This window comes from Treponema vincentii, from assembly GCF_010365865.1.
Classification (GTDB): domain Bacteria; phylum Spirochaetota; class Spirochaetia; order Treponematales; family Treponemataceae; genus Treponema.
Map to the genome: position 1 here is coordinate 2,197,172 of NZ_CP048020.1, position 24,263 is coordinate 2,221,434.

At 46.0% G+C, this 24,263-nt stretch carries 21 protein-coding genes and 1 tRNA gene; 2 read left to right on the forward strand and 20 right to left on the reverse strand.

Annotated elements, in window-relative coordinates:
* The 6 genes from GWP43_RS10270 to GWP43_RS10295 all read right to left on the reverse strand — a co-directional run bounded on the left by GWP43_RS10270 (nt 1) and on the right by GWP43_RS10295 (nt 5,268).
* Nucleotides 1-73 (reverse strand) — tRNA-Thr (locus GWP43_RS10270).
* A 58-nt stretch (nt 74-131) separates the two neighbouring features.
* Nucleotides 132-1,574 (reverse strand): hypothetical protein, encoded by a 1,443-nt coding sequence (locus GWP43_RS10275; RefSeq protein ID WP_230977670.1) that lies wholly within the window; start codon nt 1,572-1,574, stop codon nt 132-134.
* A 177-nt stretch (nt 1,575-1,751) separates the two neighbouring features.
* Entirely contained in the window at nt 1,752-2,225 is a 474-nt protein-coding gene (locus GWP43_RS10280) for an arginine repressor (RefSeq protein WP_162664073.1), read from the reverse strand.
* Between the two features lie 164 nt (nt 2,226-2,389).
* Nucleotides 2,390-3,430, reverse strand: a complete 1,041-nt coding sequence (queA, locus tag GWP43_RS10285; protein WP_162664074.1) for a tRNA preQ1(34) S-adenosylmethionine ribosyltransferase-isomerase QueA — start codon at nt 3,428-3,430, stop codon at nt 2,390-2,392.
* Between the two features lie 143 nt (nt 3,431-3,573).
* The gene (locus GWP43_RS10290; RefSeq protein WP_162664075.1) at nt 3,574-4,473 is read right to left on the reverse strand and encodes a radical SAM protein; all 900 of its coding nucleotides are present in this window, start codon (nt 4,471-4,473) and stop codon (nt 3,574-3,576) included.
* A gap of 12 nt (nt 4,474-4,485) precedes the next feature.
* Nucleotides 4,486-5,268 carry a sulfite exporter TauE/SafE family protein gene (locus tag GWP43_RS10295; protein ID WP_162664076.1) on the reverse strand — a complete coding sequence of 261 codons (783 nt, stop codon included), beginning with the start codon at nt 5,266-5,268 and terminating at the stop codon, nt 4,486-4,488.
* A 371-nt stretch (nt 5,269-5,639) separates the two neighbouring features.
* On the opposite strand from GWP43_RS10295, the gene GWP43_RS10300 reads away from it, so the two are divergent.
* Entirely contained in the window at nt 5,640-6,824 is a 1,185-nt protein-coding gene (locus GWP43_RS10300; protein WP_162664077.1) for a hypothetical protein, read from the forward strand.
* Here GWP43_RS10300 and GWP43_RS10305 read toward each other — a convergent pair.
* From GWP43_RS10305 to GWP43_RS10335, 7 genes are all read right to left on the reverse strand, one after another.
* Nucleotides 6,806-7,468 carry a hypothetical protein gene (locus GWP43_RS10305; RefSeq protein WP_162664078.1) on the reverse strand — a complete coding sequence of 221 codons (663 nt, stop codon included), beginning with the start codon at nt 7,466-7,468 and terminating at the stop codon, nt 6,806-6,808. The two genes, GWP43_RS10300 and GWP43_RS10305, sit on opposite strands and share 19 nt — an antisense overlap.
* Nucleotides 7,469-7,487: 19 nt before the next feature.
* On the reverse strand, nt 7,488-8,663 hold the full coding sequence (gene thiI, locus GWP43_RS10310; RefSeq protein WP_162664079.1) for a tRNA uracil 4-sulfurtransferase ThiI: 1,176 nt from the start codon (nt 8,661-8,663) through the stop codon (nt 7,488-7,490).
* Nucleotides 8,664-8,761: 98 nt separating this feature from the next.
* Complete coding sequence (locus tag GWP43_RS10315) at nt 8,762-10,102, reverse strand: hexokinase family protein (protein WP_162664080.1); 1,341 nt, start codon at nt 10,100-10,102, stop codon at nt 8,762-8,764.
* 35 nt (nt 10,103-10,137) lie between these two features.
* Complete coding sequence (gene asnA, locus GWP43_RS10320; RefSeq protein WP_162664081.1) at nt 10,138-11,175, reverse strand: aspartate--ammonia ligase; 1,038 nt, start codon at nt 11,173-11,175, stop codon at nt 10,138-10,140.
* A 149-nt stretch (nt 11,176-11,324) separates the two neighbouring features.
* The gene (locus GWP43_RS10325; RefSeq protein ID WP_162664082.1) at nt 11,325-12,353 is read right to left on the reverse strand and encodes a glycosyltransferase family 2 protein; all 1,029 of its coding nucleotides are present in this window, start codon (nt 12,351-12,353) and stop codon (nt 11,325-11,327) included.
* An 8-nt stretch (nt 12,354-12,361) separates the two neighbouring features.
* The gene (locus GWP43_RS10330) at nt 12,362-14,851 is read right to left on the reverse strand and encodes a hypothetical protein (protein WP_162664083.1); all 2,490 of its coding nucleotides are present in this window, start codon (nt 14,849-14,851) and stop codon (nt 12,362-12,364) included.
* 86 nt (nt 14,852-14,937) lie between these two features.
* Nucleotides 14,938-15,075, reverse strand: coding sequence for a hypothetical protein (locus tag GWP43_RS10335; RefSeq protein ID WP_162664084.1), 138 nt, complete (start codon nt 15,073-15,075; stop codon nt 14,938-14,940).
* A gap of 40 nt (nt 15,076-15,115) precedes the next feature.
* Between GWP43_RS10335 and GWP43_RS10340 the strand changes: the two genes are divergently transcribed.
* A complete protein-coding gene (locus GWP43_RS10340) occupies nt 15,116-15,769 on the forward strand; it encodes a DUF2715 domain-containing protein (protein WP_162664085.1) in 654 nt (217 codons plus the stop codon).
* A gap of 140 nt (nt 15,770-15,909) precedes the next feature.
* Here GWP43_RS10340 and GWP43_RS10345 read toward each other — a convergent pair whose 3' ends face one another.
* The 7 genes from GWP43_RS10345 to bamA form a co-directional block, all read right to left on the reverse strand.
* Nucleotides 15,910-16,809: a hypothetical protein gene (locus GWP43_RS10345; protein WP_230977671.1), complete on the reverse strand. Its 900-nt coding sequence runs from the start codon at nt 16,807-16,809 to the stop codon at nt 15,910-15,912.
* Between the two features lie 80 nt (nt 16,810-16,889).
* Nucleotides 16,890-17,822, reverse strand: a complete 933-nt coding sequence (locus GWP43_RS10350; protein ID WP_162664087.1) for a LysM peptidoglycan-binding domain-containing M23 family metallopeptidase — start codon at nt 17,820-17,822, stop codon at nt 16,890-16,892.
* An 11-nt stretch (nt 17,823-17,833) separates the two neighbouring features.
* Nucleotides 17,834-18,238, reverse strand: coding sequence for a hypothetical protein (locus tag GWP43_RS10355; protein WP_162664088.1), 405 nt, complete (start codon nt 18,236-18,238; stop codon nt 17,834-17,836).
* Nucleotides 18,239-18,333: 95 nt separating this feature from the next.
* Nucleotides 18,334-18,504 (reverse strand): DUF362 domain-containing protein, encoded by a 171-nt coding sequence (locus GWP43_RS10360; protein ID WP_162664089.1) that lies wholly within the window; start codon nt 18,502-18,504, stop codon nt 18,334-18,336.
* Nucleotides 18,505-18,567: 63 nt separating this feature from the next.
* Nucleotides 18,568-21,213 (reverse strand): DNA mismatch repair protein MutS, encoded by a 2,646-nt coding sequence (mutS, locus tag GWP43_RS10365; protein ID WP_162664090.1) that lies wholly within the window; start codon nt 21,211-21,213, stop codon nt 18,568-18,570.
* Nucleotide 21,214: 1 nt separating this feature from the next.
* Nucleotides 21,215-21,733: an OmpH/Skp family outer membrane protein gene (locus GWP43_RS10370; protein ID WP_162664091.1), complete on the reverse strand. Its 519-nt coding sequence runs from the start codon at nt 21,731-21,733 to the stop codon at nt 21,215-21,217.
* A 13-nt stretch (nt 21,734-21,746) separates the two neighbouring features.
* Nucleotides 21,747-24,188 carry an outer membrane protein assembly factor BamA gene (gene bamA, locus GWP43_RS10375; RefSeq protein WP_162664092.1) on the reverse strand — a complete coding sequence of 814 codons (2,442 nt, stop codon included), beginning with the start codon at nt 24,186-24,188 and terminating at the stop codon, nt 21,747-21,749.
* Nucleotides 24,189-24,263: the final 75 nt, after the last annotated feature.

Below are 24,263 nucleotides of genomic sequence, written 5' to 3' on the forward strand. Positions count from 1 at the left end.
AGCTTCCGAGCGGAATCGAACCGCTGACCCCAACCTTACCATGGTTGTGCTCTGCCGACTGAGCTACAGAAGCAAAATGACAGCTGAGGATACCAGAAGAACGGGAAAGTGTCAAGGACTCAGAGAAAATTTTACGGATTAAAGAGGCCTGCTTCCGGAGCGCGCACACGTACAAGAGCGGCATAAGCATCTTTATTTTTTTCGATAAACTCGGCGATCGGTATCCGTTCACTGTTCTCATAGATATCAACGTGGAATTCGCCCCAACCGTCAAAATACGGAAAGAATACAACTACCCTGTCATACATTCTCAGCTCCGTAGCTGAAGACACCGTGCTGACACATGCAAGATAAAAATGATCAGGCTCGACGAGAGTAAAATAATATAAAAGCGGTAAAAGATACGATATCTGATACCCTGCATATCGTTGATACCCCAAAAAAGCAGGTTGTTTTAGCAATCCGGTTTTTGCATTCGTATTTATCGGGATCGCCGCGCCGGTAAGCGCAAAAGGACAACTATTCACATCCAATCCGGAAGAGTCGGGATAAACGGTACGATTCAAATTCAAGCTTAAAGCGGCAGCACCAAGATTGCGTATCCAATCCAATCCGAAAAAGACATTTTCGGTATCCAGATACGGCCTTATAAAATGTGTTTTAGGCGCATCAGTCTCACGTTTTAACGCTTCAATAACCGTCCCCTGCCCTGCAATGGGACGGATCATCCCATCGATAATCCACTTTGCAAAGCCGGCCGAATCAACACCACCGATTATTTCAGAACGGATTTGGTCGATATTCATCGAAGCCGTTATTTCCGCTTCGGTTTGCGGTTGCGAGCTACTGATGTGCACAGGTTTCCCGTCGTGGTCAAAGCAACCGTCTTTCAATCGTACTAAGTGATACCGAAGATTTTCGACTATGCGCGACATCGTTTTAACAGAGCTGTTATCACGTGGCGGATTAAATAAATCCCATGGAATGATTGCTTGACTCAAGGATTTCAACCGTAAAAGCGAAATATGGTAAAGCGTTTCAAAAGGGACGCCTATGGCAATATCCTTTCGCACATACGCATTAAAAAGACATATATCGATAAACGATTTGCCGCTGTAAGCTTTTTGACTCGCAGGTCGGAGAGAAATCGAAAGAGCAGGATTTTCGCGCGGGTATATCTTGATCGATAAGGGAGCCCCGGTATCAACCCTTCGGTACAGTATCCATGTACCTTGCGGTATAAGATTGTGCTCCGGGAAACTGTAATCAGTAAGATGGGGAACAATAGAGATAGTGTAAATATTCCTACTGTCTTCCGCATACTTCCCCGATACCGTAAACGTATTTCCTTTTGAATCCGTATGCAATTCGGGCGCCTTTTTGATGACTTTTTCAATCGGGGCGGAAAACCATGAGGCCGTAATCGCTTCGCGAATTTCAGCAGAATCCGGTATTTGATCCAAGGGATAGAGGCGCACAGCTTTCAGATCCTTACCGGCTACCGTTTCTACCGTAACAACGGATTCTTTACTCTCAGTACTTTTTTTTACCGCCGTTGAATTCGGTGCGGGCACATCAGCTCCGAAAGCTGTTGTTATACCTACTATGCATATGAGAATACTTCCTATTAGACAAGAAGACATCCTAAAACAAGCGCTTTTCATACTTCTATGGTATCGGCATTTCCACATCATATCTTAAAGCAGTATCACGACGCCCTTAAAAACAAACCGAATTCTTAGAAACATCTATCAATCTTCCAATTCGGGAATCCGGTCTTTCAGCTCACGTAAAAACTGTTCACCGCTTACTCCCTCTCTCAAACAAATAAACACACAGTTATCCCGACCGGCAATAATACCGAGAACGGAGTCAAACCCCATATTTTCGAGCGCCATCGAGATTAATTCGGTATGTCCCGAATATGTTTTGATAACCGCCATATTTCCCGAATAATCTATAGAAATATACCCGCGCAAAAAATCTTGGATGCCTGCTTGCTCCGCTTCATGGGGGTGGTCTTCACTCGGCACTGTATAAACATAATCGCCCTTCCCATTAGAAACCTTACTCACCTTAAGCATCTTTAAATCACGTGACAAAGTTGCCTGCGTAACGGAAAATCCTTCACGATCCAAATAGCCGAGCAGCATCTCCTGAGATTCAATCGGGTATGATTTTATCAATTTTCTGATTGTTTTTAATCTTGTTAGCCGTTGTTTCACTTATGCCACCTATAGAATAATAGTGCATAAATATTCAAAAAAGTCAATAAAATTAAAAAATATCGGAAAAATATGCATAATTTTGCATAAAATTCCGTACAGAAAGGGAATCCCTCGCTTAAAATATTTTTAATGCGGATTGCCCCGGATATATGCCGCTTTTCTTAAAGTATAAGCATGGCATCGCCGTAAGAGAAAAAACGGTATTTTTTTTCTATTGCATGGCGGTAAGCGGCAAAGATATTGTCGCGGCCGGCAAATGCGGATACTAACATAACGAGGCTCGACTGCGGCGTGTGAAAGTTGGTAAGCAGCGCTCCGGTAAGCCCGAACTGAAAGCCGGGATAAATGAAGATGTCGGTCGCCTGCATCCCGCGACTCAGCTGCTGCACATCGGACTTCCATGCAGATTCGAGCGTCCGCACCGAAGTTGTCCCGACAGCAAGGATGGTTTTACCGCTCCGGTGAGCGTTTTCAACCATCTCTGCCGTTTCATCGGAAATAAAGAACTTTTCGGAGTGCATTGTATGTTCTTCGACCACTTCAGTCCGCACCGGTAAAAACGTACCGAGCCCGACATGCAGCGTTACGGCGGTTCGTGCAATATGCCGCTTATCCAGTTCCTGTAAAATCGGCTCCGTAAAGTGGAGCCCGGCGGTAGGAGCCGCAACCGATCCGGTGTTCTTTGCGTACACGGTCTGGTACCGCGCGGCATCTTCATTCGTGTCGCCGCGCTTGATATACGGAGGCAGCGGGATATGACCGTTGGCTTCAAGCCAACGGTCATCAATGCAGCGGTCAAAGCGTACATATTTGCAATCAGGCTCCGCTGCATTGGGGGAAGGAGGTGGAATCAACACGGCACGGGTGCCGTCGTTAAAGGTGTACTCCTTCCCCTCCCGCTGCCGCTTGGCACGCTTTACGATGGTTTTCCACACAAAGCCTTCGTCGAGCGGTTCAATCAACAAAAACTCAGCCTCGCCGCTGGCGGTATGGGCATACAAACGGGCATGGCGCACCTTTGTGTTGTTAAACACCATTAAATAATCAGGCGATAAAAAATTTGGCAAGTCGGAAAACATCGCATCGGTTAACGTCCCCGTCCGTCTATGTAACACGAGCAGCCGGTCATTTCCGCGTTCGGCTGAAGGGTACTGCGCAATTAATTCTTTCGGAAGATCAAAATCAAAATCTTTAGTAAACATAAGGCCTCAAAAACGGCGAATACTATACCCGAAAACCTCCCCCAGTGACAAGGTAACCGATCAGGGTTGTTCTTTACAGCCCCGCAGAATAATGGAGACATATACTACAAAGAAGTCGGTAGGTTCGCCCCATGCTTGCGACTCTATAAATAATATTTTTGGTGTTCAGGATATACGCCCCGCTCCAGAACACGGTTGACTTGCGCAAGCATTGCGTCCCGATCCTGTGGCAGCGTTCCTTTCAGCGTTAAAAAGTTGGAGGCGTGATTGGAGCGGAAAATCACCGGAGCGGTCATCTCTTCAACATGGATATTTTCTAATATCAGCTTTAGTTCTTTAACGACTTCCTCAATCCCGACGATTGTGTATTTCCCTTCGGCGGCGGCTTTGGTAAGATAGCTACCGTCCTCAAGCCGCAGGGTAAGAAGCCCCGCATAGGTCAAATACATTTTGGAGATAATCTCGCCGGTTTTAATCGCATGCTGCGTATTGTCCCGTTCGGCGCCGTTAATCCCTAAAATAAAGGTGGCCGACAGCTCCATCCCCGCATCTTTCACCTTGTATGACAGTTTAATAAGCTCAGCCGCCGTTGTTCCCTTTCGGATAAACTTGAGCGTTTCATCATCGCCGCTTTCCACACCGAGATACAAAAGCGTCAATCCCTTTGAGGCCAACAGCTGCAATTCTTCCGGAGATTTTTGTCTGATATTGAGATGAGTTGCATAGCAGGACACCCGTTTGCACTGAGGAATAACGTCAGCAATCGCGTCCAACACCTCAACCAAATATTCCGTCGGGGCGGTTAACGCGTCGCCGTCAGCCAAGAACACCTTATCGACACGGCGATAGTGTTCGGCAAACATCGCAAGTTCCTGCTTCACCGTTTCAATCGGCTTAATCCGGAATTTTTTTGTCTGATACATTCCACAAAAGACACAGCGATTATACGAACAGCCGAGTGTTACCTGTAAGATTAAAGAATAGGCCTCGCTCGGCGGACGGTATAGCGGATAATCATAAGGGTCGTAAAGTGAATATTTCATGCTCATCGGCAATTACGAAAACAGCAGCGATCCGAAAACATCGTAAAAGAGTTTTCCGAATAGCAGCACGATAACGCAGATCATCAGCGGTTTGATAAACGCAGTGCCTTTTTTTATTGCAAAACCCGCCCCGATATAGTTTCCGATGATGCCGAATACGGCGGCAGGAATTGCAATGGAATAGATGACCTTGTTGCCGGTTATAACAGCAATGAGTGATGCATAATTCGATGCAAGATTCATGACTTTTGCATTGCCGGAAGCGGTTTTAAGGTCGTACTTCATCCCTACAGAAAAAACGATAATCGCGATGGTACCCGTTCCCGGTCCGATCAGTCCGTCATAAAATCCGATCACCAATCCTGCACAGGCAGCTAAAATAAACGCTTTCTTTTTAGGAATATCAGCTGATTGATTTTCCGCACCGAAGTTGCGCTTGAATAAAAGGAGCACGGCGACAATCGGGAGGACGATAACCAATACGGTTTTAAGCGTTTCTTGATTAATCATCAATGCAATTCTTATACCGAGGTACGAAGCTACAAATGAACAGACTGCGGAAATTGCAGCGACCTGCCAGTCGACCGCTCCGTTTTTAAAAAAACGCGCTGCGGAAAGTGTGGTTCCGCATGCAGAGGAAAACTTATTGCACCCGATTGCCGTATGCGGCGGAAGCCCGACAAACAGATACGCAGGCAGCGAGATTAATCCACCACCCCCTGCCGCGGAATCGACAAAACCCGCCAAAAAAACGAAGAACCACAGGAACACAAGCGCCCAAATACTTAAATGCATAATTATATTCTATCATCCTTTTGTTCTTTTGAAAATATACGATGCATCTACTGCGTCGTACAGCAAAAAAGTGTCCTCAACGTATCAAAGATACGCCTGCGGTACTTTTTTGCCTAACTCCTTGTATCTGCACCGTCTCTTTTCAAAAGCGTTGGAAGGAGGCTTTCAGTAGCGGCATGGATGCCGCTGGTTCCACGCAGAAACAAGTTTGTTTACAAACTTGCAGCCCAAAATGAACACGGATGTTCATTTTGGGCGAGGTCCAGTCAGTAGCGTGTTTGAACCGATGATATAGTATTTTTTACAACAAACGTATATATTGATAGTGTTCTCTTATCTTATATTCATGGGATGAACAAAGGCGGTTTTGTATGGATAATCTGAAGAAAAATTTAGCGGACAAAAAAAAAGAGCGAGAAGATTTACAAACAATGCTTAATTCATTGTACAGAGAATACGGCGAAACCCAATTCGAATATGTTTTGCAACGTAAAGAAACGACACCTCACATTGACGAACGGGACTTTGAGGCGTGGAAAATACTGAGAGAGTCCCGCCGAAAGGATTCGGATACTATTTTGAGCATCAAAACGGCACAATCGCGGCAAAATGAATTAAAAGCTTTTTCCAAGGAAGTCGACAAACTGTTAAATGAACGGCAGCGCACATATCAAAAAGCACGAAACGATTTTATTTTGCTGTTCTTTCAAACCTATCAAAATAATTCACTACCGCAAATTGCACAGATTGCACAATCAATTGGACCGCTCAAAGAGTCTATCGAAAAGGTACAGCAAGACAAACAAGAACTTGAACGCCAAAAAAACGATGCACACTTTTTTAAAAAGCTGACCTTGAGTCCGCAGCTGTTATCGTTAAAAGGGAAATTAGCCGGCCTACAGAAAAAAATGAACGAGCAAATTATTGCTGCAGGAGAAGAGTTCCTCACCGATACTGTTATAAAAGAGGTACGCGGAGCTTCCTTTCCGGAACAACTTGAAGCAGCGTATCTTGCCCTCCAAGCAATCGTTTCAAAACAAGATGAGACGGAAGACAGAAAGGAAGCGTTGACTGCCGAGCAGAAAAAGCTTGAAGAAACGCTAGCGGAATGCGGTGTTATCGATACCCCCCAGAAACGAATCAATACACTGACTGAAACCATAAAAGATACGGATGAAAAAATTGAAGAAGCCGAGAGACGGCAAGGTTCGCAGTATAGCGATATCTTTTATACCGATGCAGGAATGAGAACCGGCGAATCCCTTACCGGCGTACCGGATCTGTTTAAACCGTATTTAGACTCCATTGCGGAGTATCGCGTAAAGCTGGAAAAAAATGCAATCGACATCGAATATATCGGAAACGAAATTGCTCTTGCCGGCGAGGTACATAAAATAGAAACATTACAAAAAGCAATTGCCGGGTATAAAGACGGCATTACGCAGTACGAAAAGCTCATCGAAACAGCCGAACGGGATATCGCACGGGCAGAAGAAATAAAACTGGGACTTCAGGAAAAAAATAATGAACTGAAATCTCAAGGTTCAGCGGACTGAGGAGGAATTCGGCTGATAGCTCTCAGTTCCCATTTTTTCGGTTTAAAGAAACCTCGAGCGTATATAGCGCCGAAACCGGGTTCATACAGATGGATTTTTCGTATCTGCTTTGTTATGTTCCATTTTTTGATATACATACCATAAGATTCCAGAAAATTGAGCGGCTGCAGCTTCGTAAAACCGCATCGAGTATCGTATGCAGCCGTTGCAATCTCAATGTAAACGCTGTAAGGGGCATTAAGCTCCAGCTCAAGCGGATTTTGATTTTTAGTAAAACAAGCTCCGACTTGTACGCTCACTATAGTATCTATCGGTAAGAGCTGCTCGACAGGATATCCTCCGTAACTAAATGAGGCTCGTGCATTGCGAAGAATTTTTCCCGAAATTTCAAGCCGCTTATTATTCACGGCAAGATAACGGTACATACAATCGATCAGTTCAAACAAGTTAATACCTGTATCTGCTGCTGTGCCGAGTATGAGTTGTATATCATCATCACTTGTATAATATATGGTATTCTTTTGCATCGGCAGTGCCGAAACTGTTTTTTCAATAATAGGATAGGCATCATCAGCGCTCATACCCACTAAGAGAACAGAAGAAAAAAACAAAAGATATAAAACAGGTAATAATTTTTTATGCATTATAAATAAAATCCTTTCTTTACGGCAAAGTCCATTCTATTTTTTTTGTTTCACGCTGCTCAAAGGCTTCCATAAGCAGCGGCTCTATGTCTATACGCGCATAGATATCTTCGGCATCTTTCTGCCGTGTATGCAGTACCGGATGTTTGGGAGAAAACAGTACACAGCAATCTTCATACGGCAGTATGGAAGTTTGATAGGTACCGATATCAACTGCATACCGTATGATTTCTTCCTTATCCATGCCGATAAGCGGACGCAGGATCGGGAGTTTTGCACAGCTGTCGGTAATTGTAAGGTTTTCGATCGTTTGGCTTGCCACCTGCGCGAGGCTCTCTCCCGTAACCAAGCACTGCGCATTAACCTTTTCAGCCAGCATTTCGGCCGTGTGCATCATACACATACGGAGCAGGAGCGTCAAATAGGGTTCCGGCACCGTCCGCTTGAGGTGCTGCTGCACCTTGGTAAACGACACGACGGTAAGGTACCCGCCAAGCCCGTAACGGGCTAAAATACCTGCTAAGGTTTCTACCTTTTGCTGAGCTTCCGGCGATGTATACGGATGGGAATGAAAATACACGTAATCGACTTTCATACCGCGGAAGAGCATTTTGTATCCGGCAACGGGAGAGTCGATTCCGCCCGAGAGCAGCAGCAGCGCCCGTCCCGAACAGCCGCAGGGGAGGCCTCTCCTGCCGGTATGCTCTACGCCGTAAATGAACGCTTGCTTTTCGCGTACCTCGATGCTGATAACCGCATCGGGGTTATGCACATCGACGGTTAAAATCCCCGCCGTATGGATAGTTCCGCCTACTTCCCGCGCAATGTCATACGACGTGAGGGGAAATTGCTTATCGGCGCGGCGGGCTTCAATTTTAAAGGTGCGTGCACCTTGCGCCTGCAGCGCTTTGGCTTCGGTAACAGCCGTTTCGGAAATGGCTTCGAGCGTTTTATCCACCGGTTTTGCCTGCGCCCAGCTTGTAATGCCGAAAAGGTGATTTAGAGCCGCTTCTACCCGCGGCTGCAAGGCCTCGTCAGCCCGTACATACATCCGCCCGGCGCGCACCTGTACGTTCGGCGCCGCTCCGTCAAAATAGCTTCTGAAGTTTTGCGCAAGCCGTCGCTCAAAATCCTTTAGGTTCCCTTTTTTAAGATTGATTTCTCCGATTTTTGCCAGATAAAAAAGCTCCGCCATGTGAGTCTCGTTAAACCTCCGTTACATTGTTACAGCACACCTCTAAAAACTCGGTTAGATTTGCTTCGCATCCTTCGAAATAGAGGTGCGCTACATTGTTAAATCGTGCCCGCGATAGCGGTGCCGAACGTAATTGCATGCTCGAGGGACACCACATCAAAATAAATGCCGCGTTTTTGTGTCAGCGCCCGATAGAGGTGCGCGATGACAGCATCATGCAACCGGTACGTTTTTAAAAACGTTGTACCCTCCGCAAGGATACAAACCGGCAGCGCAGGATTTTTTCCCTTGCCTGTTTTAATGACAGCCGCCGCGATATTCCCCGCAGCGAGCCGTGCCGTGCGCATAATCAGCGCATCCAATATCCGGTAGAGAACCTCGCGGTCTTCCTCCGTGCCGCCGGTTAACAGCTGTCCGAGTGGGGTTTGATCGGAATACGGCGCTTGCAAAAAGCGGTTTACATCGATGAGCGGAAGGTCGGCAATGGAAGCAAACGCTTTTTTAACGCCGGCGGAAAAAAGATTGTCCGCAGCGGCTGCTCGTATCATCACCGAAGCAACCGATCCGAGGTAGGCGCCTGAGCACATTTTTTCAAACCAAAACATCTGCGGCTGGTCGGTCTTTTTTGCGAACGCTTCATCAAAATCGCTGCGCGGCTGTTTGTTCGACTTTCCCGACTCGCAGACGACAATCTGCGCAGGCAAGGCTACGGTACCAGCACTGTTCGACGCAATTTTCGGAATGTTCTGATATTCGATATACGCGGCGTTCATTCCGGTTCCGAGGATAAAGCCTACATACGAATCGTATTTTTTCCCGCCGACAGCAGTTGATGCCCCTGCGAGGAGCGCCGCAACCGTATCGTTTAACAGTACAATGCGTTTCAGCTTATTCCAGCCCCGCTGCATCAGCGCCGCCTCCAAATTTTGGCCGACCAATGAGCCGATTACCTCGGGCGCTTTGATTTCCTTAGAAAATTGCAGCACTTCGCCGTCGCCTGCCGGAGTAATTTTCATCGCATACGAAAAGCAAAATGCGATAGAATCCGCGGCGTTTTTCAAATGGTCTAAATAAGAGGCGATGGTATCAAAAAATTCCGCTTTGGAGTATTCCCGATCGGTTGCCGGCATCGGCTTCCGCTCAAGCTGACTGATGGACGGGACGCTGTTTTCGTCAAAGGTAACCAAGCATGACCGGAAATTGGTTCCGCCTGCATCGATAACGATAACCGAAGTATTTTTGGGCGGCTGCTGAGGCGGCATAAACCACGTAGGAATCATATCCAGAGCCGGCCCCGTACCGACGGGAATGCTCGGATCCCGTTTCAGCCCTTCTTCCATATCATACAGCAGCGTATCGATAACCGTATTGACCGTGGGGCCTTCCGCATCAAAATTATGCCGCCCGAAAAACGCAGCAACCGAATGCCGAATGTCCATTGTAATGCCTCCCGATAAATTCATTCACAAATATTCTATAATAGTAGAATGCTCCGTCCCGCGCACTGCGCCCGCATATCGTCGGGCCATACCGAAACCTGCGTTTCACCGATATGGGCTTTCCGCAAAAAGAACATACAGAGCCGCGACTGCCCGATTCCCCCGCCGATGGTTTGAGGCAGTTCTCCGTTCAGCAGCTTGGTATGAAAAAACAGCGATGCCCGCTCCATGCAGTTGCGGGCAGCAAGCTGTTCCCTCATTGTTTTAGGACTTACCCTGATCCCCATCGAAGAGAGCTCAAGCACATCCTCTAACACGGGATTCCACACCAACAAGTCTCCGTTTAATCCGTGCCGTCCGCTGCCGGTTTCGGTAATCCAGTCGTCATAGTCGGGCGCCCTGCCGTCATGCGGTTCCCCGTTTTTGAGCGGTGCCCCGATACCGATTAGGAAGACCGCTCCATATTGTTGAGCGCACTTCCGTTCCCGTTCCTTTCCGGAAAGATTGGGATACTGCGCATAGAGGTCTTCCGTATGGATAAAGGTGATATGCTTCGGCAAGATAGGCTCTATCGCAGAATAATTATCATAGATGAAAAACTCGGTACACTTTAAGCAATCGTATATTTTTTCTACGGTTGCCTTCAAAAAATCGAGCGTTCGGTCGGACTCCTCCATCGCGAGCTCCCAATCCCACTGATCGACATACAGCGAATGGATATTATCAAGTTCCTCATCAGCTCGGATCGCATTCATATCGGTATAAATACCGAAGCCGGACTGTAATCCCATTTCCGCTATTTTAACACGCTTCCACTTTGCAAGCGAGTGTACAATCTCAAGTTCCTGCTCGTTCATATCCTTTACCGGAAAATGCACTGCCCGCTCCGTACCGTTCAGATCATCGTTCAAGCCCTTTCCTCTGGGAACAAAGAGCGGCGCTGTAACACGGGTTAAGTTCAAACGGGTCGATAAGGTGAGCTGAAAAGAGTTTTTGATACGGACGATAGCCTGTTCCGTTTCTTTACCGGTTAAAACCGGCCGATAGTGTTCGGGGATATAAAGATGCGGCATAAACTCTGACTTTCCTCAATGATTTTTACGGGGAATACGTCAATTTATCCTTTTTCCGGGGAAAAAACAAGGGTACATCCGTATCAATGAAATATGCCAGCCTAATAGGGATAGATGGCATCCGGTGCCAAGAGTGCATAAGTCCGCACCTATGCAAGCCCCCACCACTCATCCAGCATAGCCCGCGCCTCTCTTTGTAATGAAGGAACCACACAGGCTTCCAGCTGCTTGAGGTTATCGGCATAGTGAGCGCGGCCTAAATCCTGTATGGCTTCGCGGATACCGCCGTCAACAGCGGGATGCTCATCTAAATATGAAAGGATGATGGTAAAAACCGAAGCAACGGAGCATACCTTTTGCCATTCGGAAAGGCAGGCGATTGTACGGCGGGAAGTAACGCCGGTGTTGATACGGTAGTGATACACAACATCCCGTATGCCGGCGTATGTATGCGCTTTTTCGGTATACCCGTCCTCTAATACGCCGACAGATTTCGATGCAGTCAAGGCAATAAAAAAATAGAGCAGCATATCTTCCGCCATTGTACAATAGGTAAACGGAATTTCGCCGTACGCTTTTTGAACAAGATCGGTTTTAAAAAGCTTGCCCCATACGAAACTGCTGTATGAGTGTTCAACGATATATGTGCGGAGGATTTCATCGCCGGTTAAAACGCCGGCGTACACATTCTGCGCCCTTTGAGCAAAGGCTGCAACACGCGCGTCCGGTTCTCCTTCCATACCGCATACCGCAGCCTTGCCGTGTACAATATCGGCACCCGACGTAGCGGCTGCATCGTACAATATACGGAGAGCATTAGGCGGGAGCTCATCGTCCGGATCGGCAAAGGCGAGGTATTCGCCCGATGCCGCAGTAACCGCTGTCCGGCGCGCTTCGAGCGTACCGAGGTTTTTACTGTGTTCCAAAAACACGAGCGGCAGCCCCCGCTCCTTAAACCGCTTTGTATATGTTTTAACAATGCCCCGCAGTTCCTTTGCGCCGGGGCTGCCGTCATTTACAATAATGGTTTCAAAAGGCGGTGCATCAGCCTGCCGTAACACACTTTCAAAAAACCGTCCAATAAGCCCCTCCGTCCCGTATACGGGAACGCAAAGGCTTACAAGCGGCTTATGCCGAGCCGCTCGCCCGAAGCGCGCGGCTCGAGAAATAAAACTCATCCTACGATTTAATTCCACTCAAAGCCGGATTCTTGTAACACCTTAGAAAAGCTTCCGCCCGAATTCTGTTCGCCTTGTAAACTGCCTTTCAAATCGTACTCCAATACCTTGTCGGCATTTTTACAGTAAGGCTGATCAGGGAAACTAGCCAGTCCCTTTTTACCCCATGCACCGTCCGAAGCGATGATGAGCCTGATCCGCTCGGCTTCGTCGTATTTTACGGCAATAAAGCGATAAAAGCCGTAGCCGACTTCATTCCCTGCCGTACCTACAGGATCCTTTTTAGCCAATTCGACGGCACTGCCGGAGAATCCATCCTTCGTGCTGCCGATTTTATACAGCTTGCCGCTGTTTTTAAAGGTATCGGCTTTGTAATTGAAACTAGTTTTTTTCATACCGTACTCTTCTTTTGAAGTGACGGCATACAACACACCGTCGAGAATCTGTAAGTCGTTAATAGCGCTCATAATTTTCGTATACGGAGGATAGGGAGAATCAGGTTCGGTAGGAGTCGGTTGGAATGCCCCGACATCTATTGTTCCTTTATCGGCTCCGTCCTGCTTGTCATATTTCTTTACCGATAATGTATAGCCGGCAGGAGCTATGTTCATTGTCCTTGTGCCGACGAATACTCCGTCTTTGTTTGCGGCAAGCGCGGTAAAGAAAATGTCCTGCGAATTAATATGCACGCCATACGTTGAATCAAGTGTTGCCGTATCAAATGAAGTACTATTCCAGCTATATCTTTGTATGTGCTTATTTGAACCATCCTCATACACATAATATAAATAATTTTTTCCGTCGGAAACATCAACGGCAATCGTAGGAACAGTATAGGATGTCAAAGTCAAATCTACACCAGGCTTATTATATGTACCGTCTTCTTTCAGCGCAAACCGTCTAACATTGTAACCAGAACTACCTTTCCACAAAATATACAGATTGCCGTCCTGATCGTAGCAGAACACGTCGGTAGGCTGCACGGAGTCTTCAAAAAGCTTATTCGTAGCGGAAAATGCTTCCGTTCCGTCTGTGCTTATCCAATAGTTCATGGGGGAAAGAACCATGGCAGGGCTTTGCTTTTCCCACAGCAGTATCTTTGTATTGGGCTTTTTATAGACGGCGTGCTCTGTAAACCATGTTGCACCAGAGTCACTGAAAGACAGACTATCGTTTCCGCGGTTGAATGCGGCAATGCGGTTTTTATTCCCGTTAATCCGCCAATTTTCGTTCAGATACTCGATATTTACACCGTCATCCGCTATGTAGATATTGTCTTCGTCATAGCCGATAAAACCGATGGGGTTAGAAAAATACTGTGCATTAAAGGCGATGGGGTCTGCAGTTGGAGCAGCAGGATTAAGCCCTATCTCAGTTTTCTTGGTAAGCGTACTGCCGGAATATTCATAGCGAACGAGCTGCCCAAGCGCATACTTTTTTCCTGCTTCCTCTTTCCGCTGAGTAAGCAGACAGTACACGCCGTCATCGTCGGCAAAAAGCCCGGTACAATCGGGAAGATCATTTCCGAAGGCGGAATTCGATCGAAGTTTATCTAAGTTCTGCCTCGCTGGTGTAGCCGATTTAAATTTTAAAGTCTTATTATTGCCCGGAGTGGGGAGATTTACAAATTCAAACTCACCGGCAAACAAAGTCTGATCATACACAGCAAACAGTACATCATGATCTACCGCGACGGCGCGAGCCTCTGTGGATGACAGCAGGAAGTCATCCTGTCCAAAAGATTTAAACGAATGATCATCTTTCTCCTTGAAGCAACAGACGGTCTTCTGTTTAAACAAAAAGATATAGTTATCGTCTATATCAATCGCTATATTATCAATATCACCGATAGTAACACCGGCAGCTGTCAGTGCAGCAGTAAGATTTGTTTCAAATCCGGCATCCTCATTTCCCTCCACATCAAAGCGTTTAAGGTGATCGGTAGAGGAAGTATCTTCGTAACGAACATATATTCTACCGACTTTATCCCGTGCCGTTACCGGTTTTTTGCCGATAAGAATTCCATCGAGCAGTTTTGTACCGTTTTGCGTGCTCAAGGATACGATATTACTCCCTGAAGAATTTTTCTCGGTAATAGAAAACAGCAGATTGGCGGCGACTTTCAGCGTTTTAGATAGCTTTACGGCAATGAAATTATCCCCTGCCGTAACAGTGTGCTTCTCGGAACCGTGCCACTCTCCTGCCGCTGTTGTAACAACCGCTTTTACGGTAATTTTTGTACCGATAGGGAGCGTAACCGTAACCGATGTTGTTTCCCGTGCTAGTGCAGTTCCCTCTTCATCCGTAATGGTGATAACGGTGTTCTTCTCATTAAGCGCAGGGAGGCCTTTTCCATCAACAGAACGGGCAGTTCCGCCTCCAATAACAACCCGTACCGTGCCGGTGTCTCCGCCGGTAAGCATACCATTACATGCCGTAAACGCAAGGCACAGTATTGCAAAAAGAATACTGACAGAGTTCACATACTGCTTTTTCATATCCTACCTCCTCGTATATTCCCTTTTGTCTTTATCATAGAATTCAACATGCTATCTTTTTAGGTAATCACACTTTACCCTTTTTTTTAAATGTAGTATACACCGTCCTCGATAAAAACACAAATACTAATTACAATCATGCCGAGACAGCCGCTTTCCATAATAGCAGTTTCGGTGTATTTACCCTCTGTCGTTTCATTGACCGAAACCGGTAAAAATGCCATACTTGCGCTAACTTTATACCTTTTAGGAGGATTATAAGATATGAAGAAAAGAATTTGTATTCTTTGTTTACTCACCGTATTTTCGGTAGGTTTTCTTTCCGCTAACGTAAAGATGAACCTTGAACTCGGCCCGGTCTATACCTACTTCAGCAGCCACAAGCCTTCCAATAGCTTCCATTTTGGCAGCGGACATAGATCATGGCAAACCCATACCGGCGGTTTGAATGTGCTGTTTGGTGCCGAATTCGTCAAAAATTTCGGAGTATACGTAAGCGCAAACTTTGCTTTTGGGAGATACTATTGGGGTAAGGAGTCATACCAAACTCACTATGAAGGAACCAGAAGTCCGGCAGGCGTAACCTATGCAATCGACAGCCAGTTCGGATTTTTCTATGTATTCCACCCCTCAAAGAATTTTGATCTGAGACTCGGCGCAGGACTCGGCATCGGCGGAAGCGGATACAACAAACCACTTTCTGAATCGCAAGCCAATATCGGAGGCGGCGTCGATTTGAATATTTCCTATATGTTTACCAAAATGATAGGTATTTACGGCGGCGTATCGGATACTTTATACGCACCCGTATACACGGACACCCAAATTAGTTCCACTCGGTCAATAAAAGATACAGACGTATCCGGCAAGATTGCCAATTCGTTAAATATCAAAGCAGGAATAAGATTAGTATTTTAAAAGCGGGTGCACAAAAAAAAAGCCGGTTAAAGAACCGGCCCGCCGTCTGGCTATCGGCCGGTTAATGGGTGGGAGGGGAACTAACCGGCCGATACTCTATATATCGGCTTTGAGGTACTAAACCTTAATGTATTTCAATGTTAATTGGCAATTTCCTGCAAGAGGACATCCATCGTCATCGTCATTTCGTAGGTCTTTCCTTCCTCAACGGTAATTTGACGGGTTAGTTCATAGCTGCCCATCTTAAAGACGACGGTATGCATACCTACGGTAACCGGCAGTGGCTCTTTTGAAAGCCCTATCTCTTGATTATCAAGAAACACTGCCGTGTTTTCGGGTGCTTGTATGTGCAGTAACGGCGTAATAGATTTCAACTGAACTTCCAACTGCGTTATTTTTCCCCGCTCGACAATACAGGAGCGCATTTCAGTTCGGTACGCATCCGAACTGATACTTACCGAATACGTCCCCGGCAATAACAGCTGCAAATTTTCGAACTGCGTGAGATATTCGTTATTCAACTGTACGGTAACAGGTTTCTGTTCCTTTTCGGGAAATTGAAGCTTCAGCTTTAAACCACCTTCAGCGATCAGAAGGGGGCGAATAATAACCGTAAAAGAGGCTTGCTCAAAATCGTCAGGCAAGCCTTTCATAACAGGATTCAGCCGCAGCATAATAGGACTTACACCAATTCTGCCTGTATACGGTAAGAGTTCGCTATTCTTTATGTGCTTAAAAGTATAGTCTTTTTTTAACGGAATCCTCAGGATATACGAAAACCTATTCGGAAGCAATGCCGTACTGATTTTTTTTGCAGAATAGTCGACATATTTCTTTGAAGGTTCCGGTTTTATATCGGTATATACCGTATAGGCAATGGAATTAGGATAATTCATACTTGTCTTATCCTGCTTTATTTCAAGTTCTATCCCTTCCAAAACCAAAAAATCGCTTTTAACCGCAAACGAAACCGCATCATTATAACCGATGGTAAGCGATACGGGGGCAAATGCATCCCTGTCAAAGACATACGAATGCATATTGCTGATCCTAAAACTGTCAGCGTAAAAAAAAGAAACGGCAAAAAAGAAAAAATATGATGTTATACACAAGAGCTGCTTCATGACTTTGCTTTCTTTGTATCAATGAAAAGGGACGGATTCTTTGCCTTTCCTTGCTCACGTACCTCAAAGTGCAGATGAGGCCCTGTGGAAAGACCGGTAGAACCGACATACCCTATTACTATACCTGATTTTACCTTTTCATACAAGCGGGCGCGAACCTTGCTTAAGTGCCCGTACAAACTTTCCCTGCCGTCGTCATGGCGCAGCAAGATATAATTACCGTAGATATTGCTGTATGCAATTTCAATAATCGTACCTGAGGCGCATGCATAGACAGGGCTTCCGGTTGGGGCGGCAAGATCAATGCCTGCATGGTAGGTTGATTTTCCGGTAAAAGGGCTTTTCCGCATACCGAAGTCTGACGTAACAACAGCATGCTGCAACGGAAACCGATAGAACGGAACAAAAAAGAAGCTGCGCACGGTGCTGTCAAGCATCGCATTCGGAAAACATTCTACCCGTATCTTTTTCTCGGGATTTGCAGCGGAAGGGAGCGTAATGGAAAAAGATTCGGTTTTAAGCTTTTTACTCAGCGCTTCGGTCAATTTTTCTATATCGGAAACCGCTTTTTCGGGGAGATAGAGCGCCGGTAAAGTCGGCAGCAAGAACATCTTGCCTGAAATATCGGTTTTAACGGATTCGATACCGTTTAAGGTGATCAATGCATCATACGGAATACTGCATCGGGCAGCGATTCGGATAACGGTATCCTCTTTTCGTGCTCTATAGCGATAAAATTGCAGGGGTAATTCGCGAGCGGTTTTCCCTGCGGCAAGCGCTTTCCGTGCATAGAGGACATCATCGCTATATTGCTGAAAAATATGATTTTGCGGAGACAGCTCCGGTATCAGCGGCAGTTCAGCGTTTTCGGCAACCGCAGCAATAGAAATAAAAAAAATAAGTACACAGCAGAGTGGAAATTCTTTCATCGCCGAGAGCGCTATATCCGGTCTTCCGAAAACCCGAAAGCTACGAATCCGTATAATATAAACGAGAGGATAAGCACCGAAAAGGCCAAAATACGATGATAAGCAAAAATAAAGACAAAGAAGAGGATCAATCCTCCGAAGAGAATGAGCTTTTTTATGAGCGAATAGAGGAATCTTCGCGGATGGGCTTTATAGCTTTTTATACTGCGCTTAACAATAAAAAACAACAGAAGCGCAGAAAAAAGCAAAAGACTGATAGCGGTATACGTTTGTGTGTACCGAGTTGCCAACAGCCAGAGCGGATAGACAATACAGAAACTAAAGAGGAGGCAGCCTCCTAAAAGTAAACCGAATACACACACCTTCAAAAATAGGGACTTATAACCGGCCGCTATTTTGTGAAAATACTCTTTCACGCTTAAAACCTTTTGTAATCAACATAATAGCGGCAGCCTGTGCATACCGAACCGTTGAGAGCGGTTCCAGAACTGCCGCCAAGAAACCTAAACCGTTATCCTTCGGAAATTGCTTCCGTAGGACAAACGCCGGCACATGCACCGCAGCTGATGCAAGCATCAGCATCGATAACCCGTGCTCCATCCGCTTCACTGATAGCGCCTACGGGGCATTCGCCCTCGCATGCACCGCAATTGACGCAAGCATCGGAGATCTTATAAGCCATAGTCATACTCCTTGATATGTGTGATGCCCCTATCATAATCGGAACGACCGAAAAATGCAAGCATCAGGAGCACCCGGCAAAGAGTGTTTTTTTCCAACGGGCAATCATTTGCAGCGCTTGGAGCGGTGTGATTTCGTCGGCGTTTGTAGAAAGGATTTCGTTTATAACCATTTCTTCATCACTAAAGAGATTCTTTTCCGGACTCGTTTTCTGCTTCTCCGGCACGGTAAAGTCCGTAAGTATGGTAGTACCGGGCACCTGTGCGTTCAGCAGCTCCGTCGCCCGCCGGATAACCGTTTCCGGCAGCCCGGCAAGTTCCGCAACGTGTACCCCGTATGAATGGGCTGCGACCCCTTCGATAACCTTCTTTAAGAATACGATTTTTCCTTCGGTTTCCAGCACATCCAAGCACAGTTTTTGCAGCCGCGGATGGGTGAGCTGCGCTAATTCATGGTAATGGGTTGCAAAGAGCGTTTTTGCACCGATCGTATGCAAAAGGTATTCGCTCACCGCCCGCGCGATTGAAAATCCGTCTCCCGTCGAAGTCCCTCTTCCGATTTCGTCCATGATAACAAGACTGTTGACCGAAGCATTCCGCAGGATGTATGCGGTTTCGGTCATTTCAACAAGGAAGGTGGATTCCCCGCGGGCGAGGTTATCGCTTGCACCGACACGACAAAAAATACAGTCGACGGGAGTGAGCAGTGCTTTTTCCGCCGGCACAAAGGATCCTATCTGTGCAAGCAGTGTAATGAGCGCCGTTTGCCGCAAAAAGGTGCTTTTACCCGCCATATTGGGGCCGGTAATGAGCGCAAAAGAGGGAATATCCGAAACGGAGGAAGAAGAAAGCCGTATACTGTTCGGCACGAATTCGCCCGTCGGCAGATGATTTTCTACAACAGGGTGCCGACCATCGCGGATATCCAAGAGGCCGTCGGCGGAAAATTCCGGTTTTACCCATGCATGGAGCGCTGCCGTGTATGCAAAAGATTGCAGCACATCTAATTCCGCGATTTCTTTTGCAAGGAGATGCAAAAGCTCAATTCGATTGTATACTTCCGTATGTACTGCAAAAAACAGCTCTTTTTCGCACGCGATAATATTTTCGCCGACATCGTTCAGCTTCGTTTCAAGCTTACTTAAAGCCTCAGTTGTAAAGCGATCGGCCGTTGTCAGTGAGCGCCGTTTAATAAAATGCTGAGGAATTTCTGCCGTTTTCAGGCTGCCGCGGGTTACCTCAAGGAAATAGCCGCTTAACCGGTTATACTTGATTTTTAAGTTTTTAATCCCCGATTTTTCCCGCTCTTTTTCCAAATAGTTTTCTAAAAGCTTATTGGCGTTATCCCGCGTATCGCGCAGCTCATCCAGTTTTTTTGACCAACCCTGCTTAATCAGTCCGCCTTCGGCAAGGACAATCGGACAATCTTCGGCGATGCTATTATCCAGAAGCGTATAGATCCGCTCCATATCATCGCTCAACTTTTGCGGCAGCTGTAAAAAAAAGAGGCTATTGCTTTTACTCAGCCGGGCAAGCTCGATACAGGCTTTAAGGCTTTGCTTAATCCCCAGCAGATCCTTTCCATGTGCCCGCTGCATTGCTACCCTGCCGGTAAGCCTGTGTATATCAAGCACTGCAGCGAGTATGCTCCGCACGGCAGCGAGCGCCTTTTCATTGCGAAAAAGTAGAGCCGTTTTATCAAGCCGTGCGTTTATTTCTGCGGCAGTTCTGAGCGGATGGTAGAGCCAGTGCCGCAAAAGGCGCGTCCCCATCGCCGTCTTTGTATAATTGACGGTTTCAAACAAGGTAAAAGAATCCGTATTATCGTGCAGGTTCTGCAGTAGCTCAAGGTTTTTGCGCGTTGCATCGTCCATCATCACAAAATCGGAATCGCGGTATACCTTTATACCTGTAATATGGGGCAGAGCAGCTCCTGTCGTTTGATCCAAATACTGGAGCAGCAGTCCTGCCGGCGGTAATTCGGGAGAAGCGGACGTTAAGGAAAAGGATTTAAGGTTTTCGGTACCAAAGCACGCACAAAGCCTCTTTTCGGCGGACGAAGCGGAAAAATGCCAGTCGGGATAGAGGTTTTGCAGCATCTGCGGATACTCTCCGCACAGTGTTTTTAAAGCCGGTACCGAATCGGCAAGCGATATTTGAATAAGGATTTCCCGCGGCTGTACACGGCCAAGCTCTTTCTTGAATTGCTCTGCAAAATCGGCACGCGGAAATGAAGTAGCAAAAAACTCCCCCGTACTGACGTCAAGATACGCAAAACCGATAAACACATCCGTAACAGTACCGCAGGTAATTTCTTTCGGTGTACAGTAAACGGCAGCCAGATAATTATTTTGCCCTTGTTCAAGAAAATCTTCCCCCGTAGCGGTGCCGGGGGTAATCACTTCTACAATTTTTCGCTCGGTAAGTTCGCCGGGTACGACATCGGAGACCTGTTCACAAATCGCAATTTTTTTTCCGGCACGCAGCAAACGCGCAATATAAATACGCGAAGCATGATACGGAATGCCGCACATAGGACTTCCCGTCCGCTGTGTCAGCGTTAGGTTCAGCAGTTTACTCACCTCGATCGCATCGTCATTGAACATCTCATAAAAATCGCCTAAGCGAAAAAAGAGAACAGCATCTCTATACTGTGCCTTGATTGAGAGATACTGCTGCATCATCGGGGTGATAGACGCCGGCTTTGTCATATCAATTCGAACTGAGTTCTCGGATAACGGTTTCCGTAATATCGACAGTCGGACTATACCAGATAATCGCTTCACCCTGTTGTAAGTTCAGTACCATCGTATAGCCTTGGCTCTCTGCCACTTTTTTAATCGCGGCATAAAGGCGGGAATAAAACACATCATCGCTTACCAAGCTTTTCCGCAACATCGCCAACTCATCATTACACGCCTTAGAATATTCAAGCAAAAAGCTTGTCTTTGCGTCGATTTCGGCCTGGTATTTTTGAACGGCATCGGATTTTCCGATTGCTTCCGCATCTACTTTTTTTTGGCGAAGCGCGATAATTTCATCGGACATCCGCTGTATTTCAGCCTGATACTTTACCTGTTTTGCCTGATAGTCACGAACGGAACGGGAATCCCGCAAAAAAGTAGAGTAAATACGGGAAGTATCGACCACTGCAAAACGGGTTATCTGCTGTGCCGATAATGCAACGGCACCCGCCACCAGACAGAATAATATAAAAGCATATTTTTTCATCTATTTACTCCTCTTATAGGTTTGGTACATTAAACGATAATACAAACCGCCAGTCGGCGCCTTTACCGTTGCCCCAAACCGGCTTTCCATTTTGTGATTTAAAGGTATTGGCAAACATCAGCCGTAACGGGAATTGCGGAATAACAAAGCGTAACCCCAGTCCAAAGCTGAAATAGTAATCATCGAATTTAAAGGTCTTTAAATCTGCCAAATCTTTTTTAATGGCAGCCGCATCGACAAAAAAGTCAAAGGATAGGATACCGTGTGCGAGCGGCCATCTAAATTCTATCCAATGGTTTATCAACACATTCCCTTTACCGGTCGATCCCAGCGTCAGCCATCCCCGACCGGTAAACATACCGTCAATAGCGAGTTTACTGCTATCTCCGATATGACTGTTCGGCATCGGAATCTGGAACGAAAAGCCCGTATAAAAAGCCAGTACAAACTTTAGGTTCCAAATTCCAGAAACAGGATAATCGACAAGAGTAATATATGCTTCCGCTTTTGTTTCGGAACGGAAGAAATATTCATCTTCGACTTTTGGTATAAGGCCAAAGAAAGAGGCCTGTTCACTTAGGAACCAGCCCTTACTCGGGTCATAGGTAATATCGCGTCCGTCAAGCGAGAGGCGTGTCCAAACCGAGTTGCTGAGCCGCCATTTAGCCTGCTGCTGCCGTACCGTCGGATCGGCTGCACGATAGAGCGTAGTATCGTAGAAGTTCTTGACCAATGAAAAGTTAATTCCCCCGCGCAACGTAGTGGTAAAGAAACGGTTATACCATCGATAGCCGGTATGAACGCCGAACGTTGTTTCAAAGCGGTCATAACGCATCCGATAAGCATTTGCCAAGTCCTTATTTTTTTCAAATTCTTCTTTATTTTTAAACGGTCCGTAAGGGAATACCGTATCTTGATAATCAAACAACAATTTATGCGTAAGCGACAGGTCAAAACCGAGCGTCAGCGGATAGCCGAGAAACCAATTTTCAGCATAACCGAGCTGGAGCGTTTGATTGTCCGTTGCCGCAGTCGCATTAACCGATAGTTCGTTCCCGCGTCCTGCAAGATTTCGTTCCTGCCACTGAACAAATAACGAAAGCGGGAAACTGTCTGCATCAGAGATGCCCGAAAACGTAATCCCGAATTGAATACTGGCCGTCGACTGTTCTTCAACATTGAGGATAACATCGATCAGATTCTGCTCGGAACCGGGCTGTACATCCGGTACAACCGTAGAGAAATAACGCAGATTAAATAAATTGCGCAAACTGTTGGTAAACTTTGATTTAGAAAATACATCGCCTTGCTCGAATAAAAGCTCGCGGAGTATAACGTAATCTTTTGTCCGCTTATTACCACGAATAATAATATTTTCGATATGGCTTCTACTCCGTTCAACAATAGTAATCACAAACGATACTTTCTTAGTTGTTGAATCCCGCTGCATTGCTTTTGCAATATAATTAGAAGTATAACCGCTTTCAAAATACATATCGGCGATGGCTTGAAAGCCTTGCTCAAATCTGGTCATATTCAAAACATTGCCGGGTGTCAATCTTATTTTTGCAGTCAAGTCTTCGGTAGAAAAAATCTTATTTCCTTCAAAAGAAGTCCCGCCGTAAGTATACTGTTCACCTTCCATAATGACATACGTCAGCTTTACCATGTTTTTTTGCGGATCGGATTCGGAATCTATATCCCGAATAATATTTTCAACGTGTGCATCGATATAACCACGTTCACCGTAGAATTGCTGTATAGCTGTCTTATCTTCTGCGAGCAGATTTTCTTGAAAGATTCCCTTTACGAGAAATTTTGCCGGTTTGGTAAGGAGGACTCCTTTCAGAGCCTTTTCTCCTATAGCAACGTTACCTTCAAACGCGACGGCAGAAACAATCGTCTGCTTCCCTTCTGTAATAGTAAATTCAAGGATAATACCGCCTTGCGGACTATCGGATACACTTGAACTCACAACAGCCGATGCATAACCTTTTTCTATATAGTAATTTTTGATGGTTTGTTCGTCGGCATTCTTTTTTATCTCATTGTAGATATCACCTTTTTTCAACAGTACCTTGGATAAAATATCGCCGCGTGAAATTTGATGATTTCCCGTTACTTTTATCAGTGTAACGACCGGTTTTTCGGTTACCTCAAATTCAAGCCGAACATACTGGTAATCGATGTCGGCAGGAACCGCTTTGGGTATAATATTGGAAAAGTAATCGAGCGCATATAATTTTTGCAGTATTTCCGAGTACGTTGCATCGGAAAAGGGCTTCCCTTTAAATGAATCAAAAATGCCGTCCATTTCGGTTTTTGATACACTATTCAATCCCTGAAAAACAATGCTTGATATCGGTTTGTTTTCATACCAATTATCGGGAGCTTGTGCCCATAAAAAGCAGAAGGATAACATGAGCGCCGTTACGGCTATCACCTTTTTTAACATTAAAGACTCCTCTATTTCATTTACATTAACATTATATTATCCAAACAGTACTACCGTCCCGCATCCTTTCCAAAC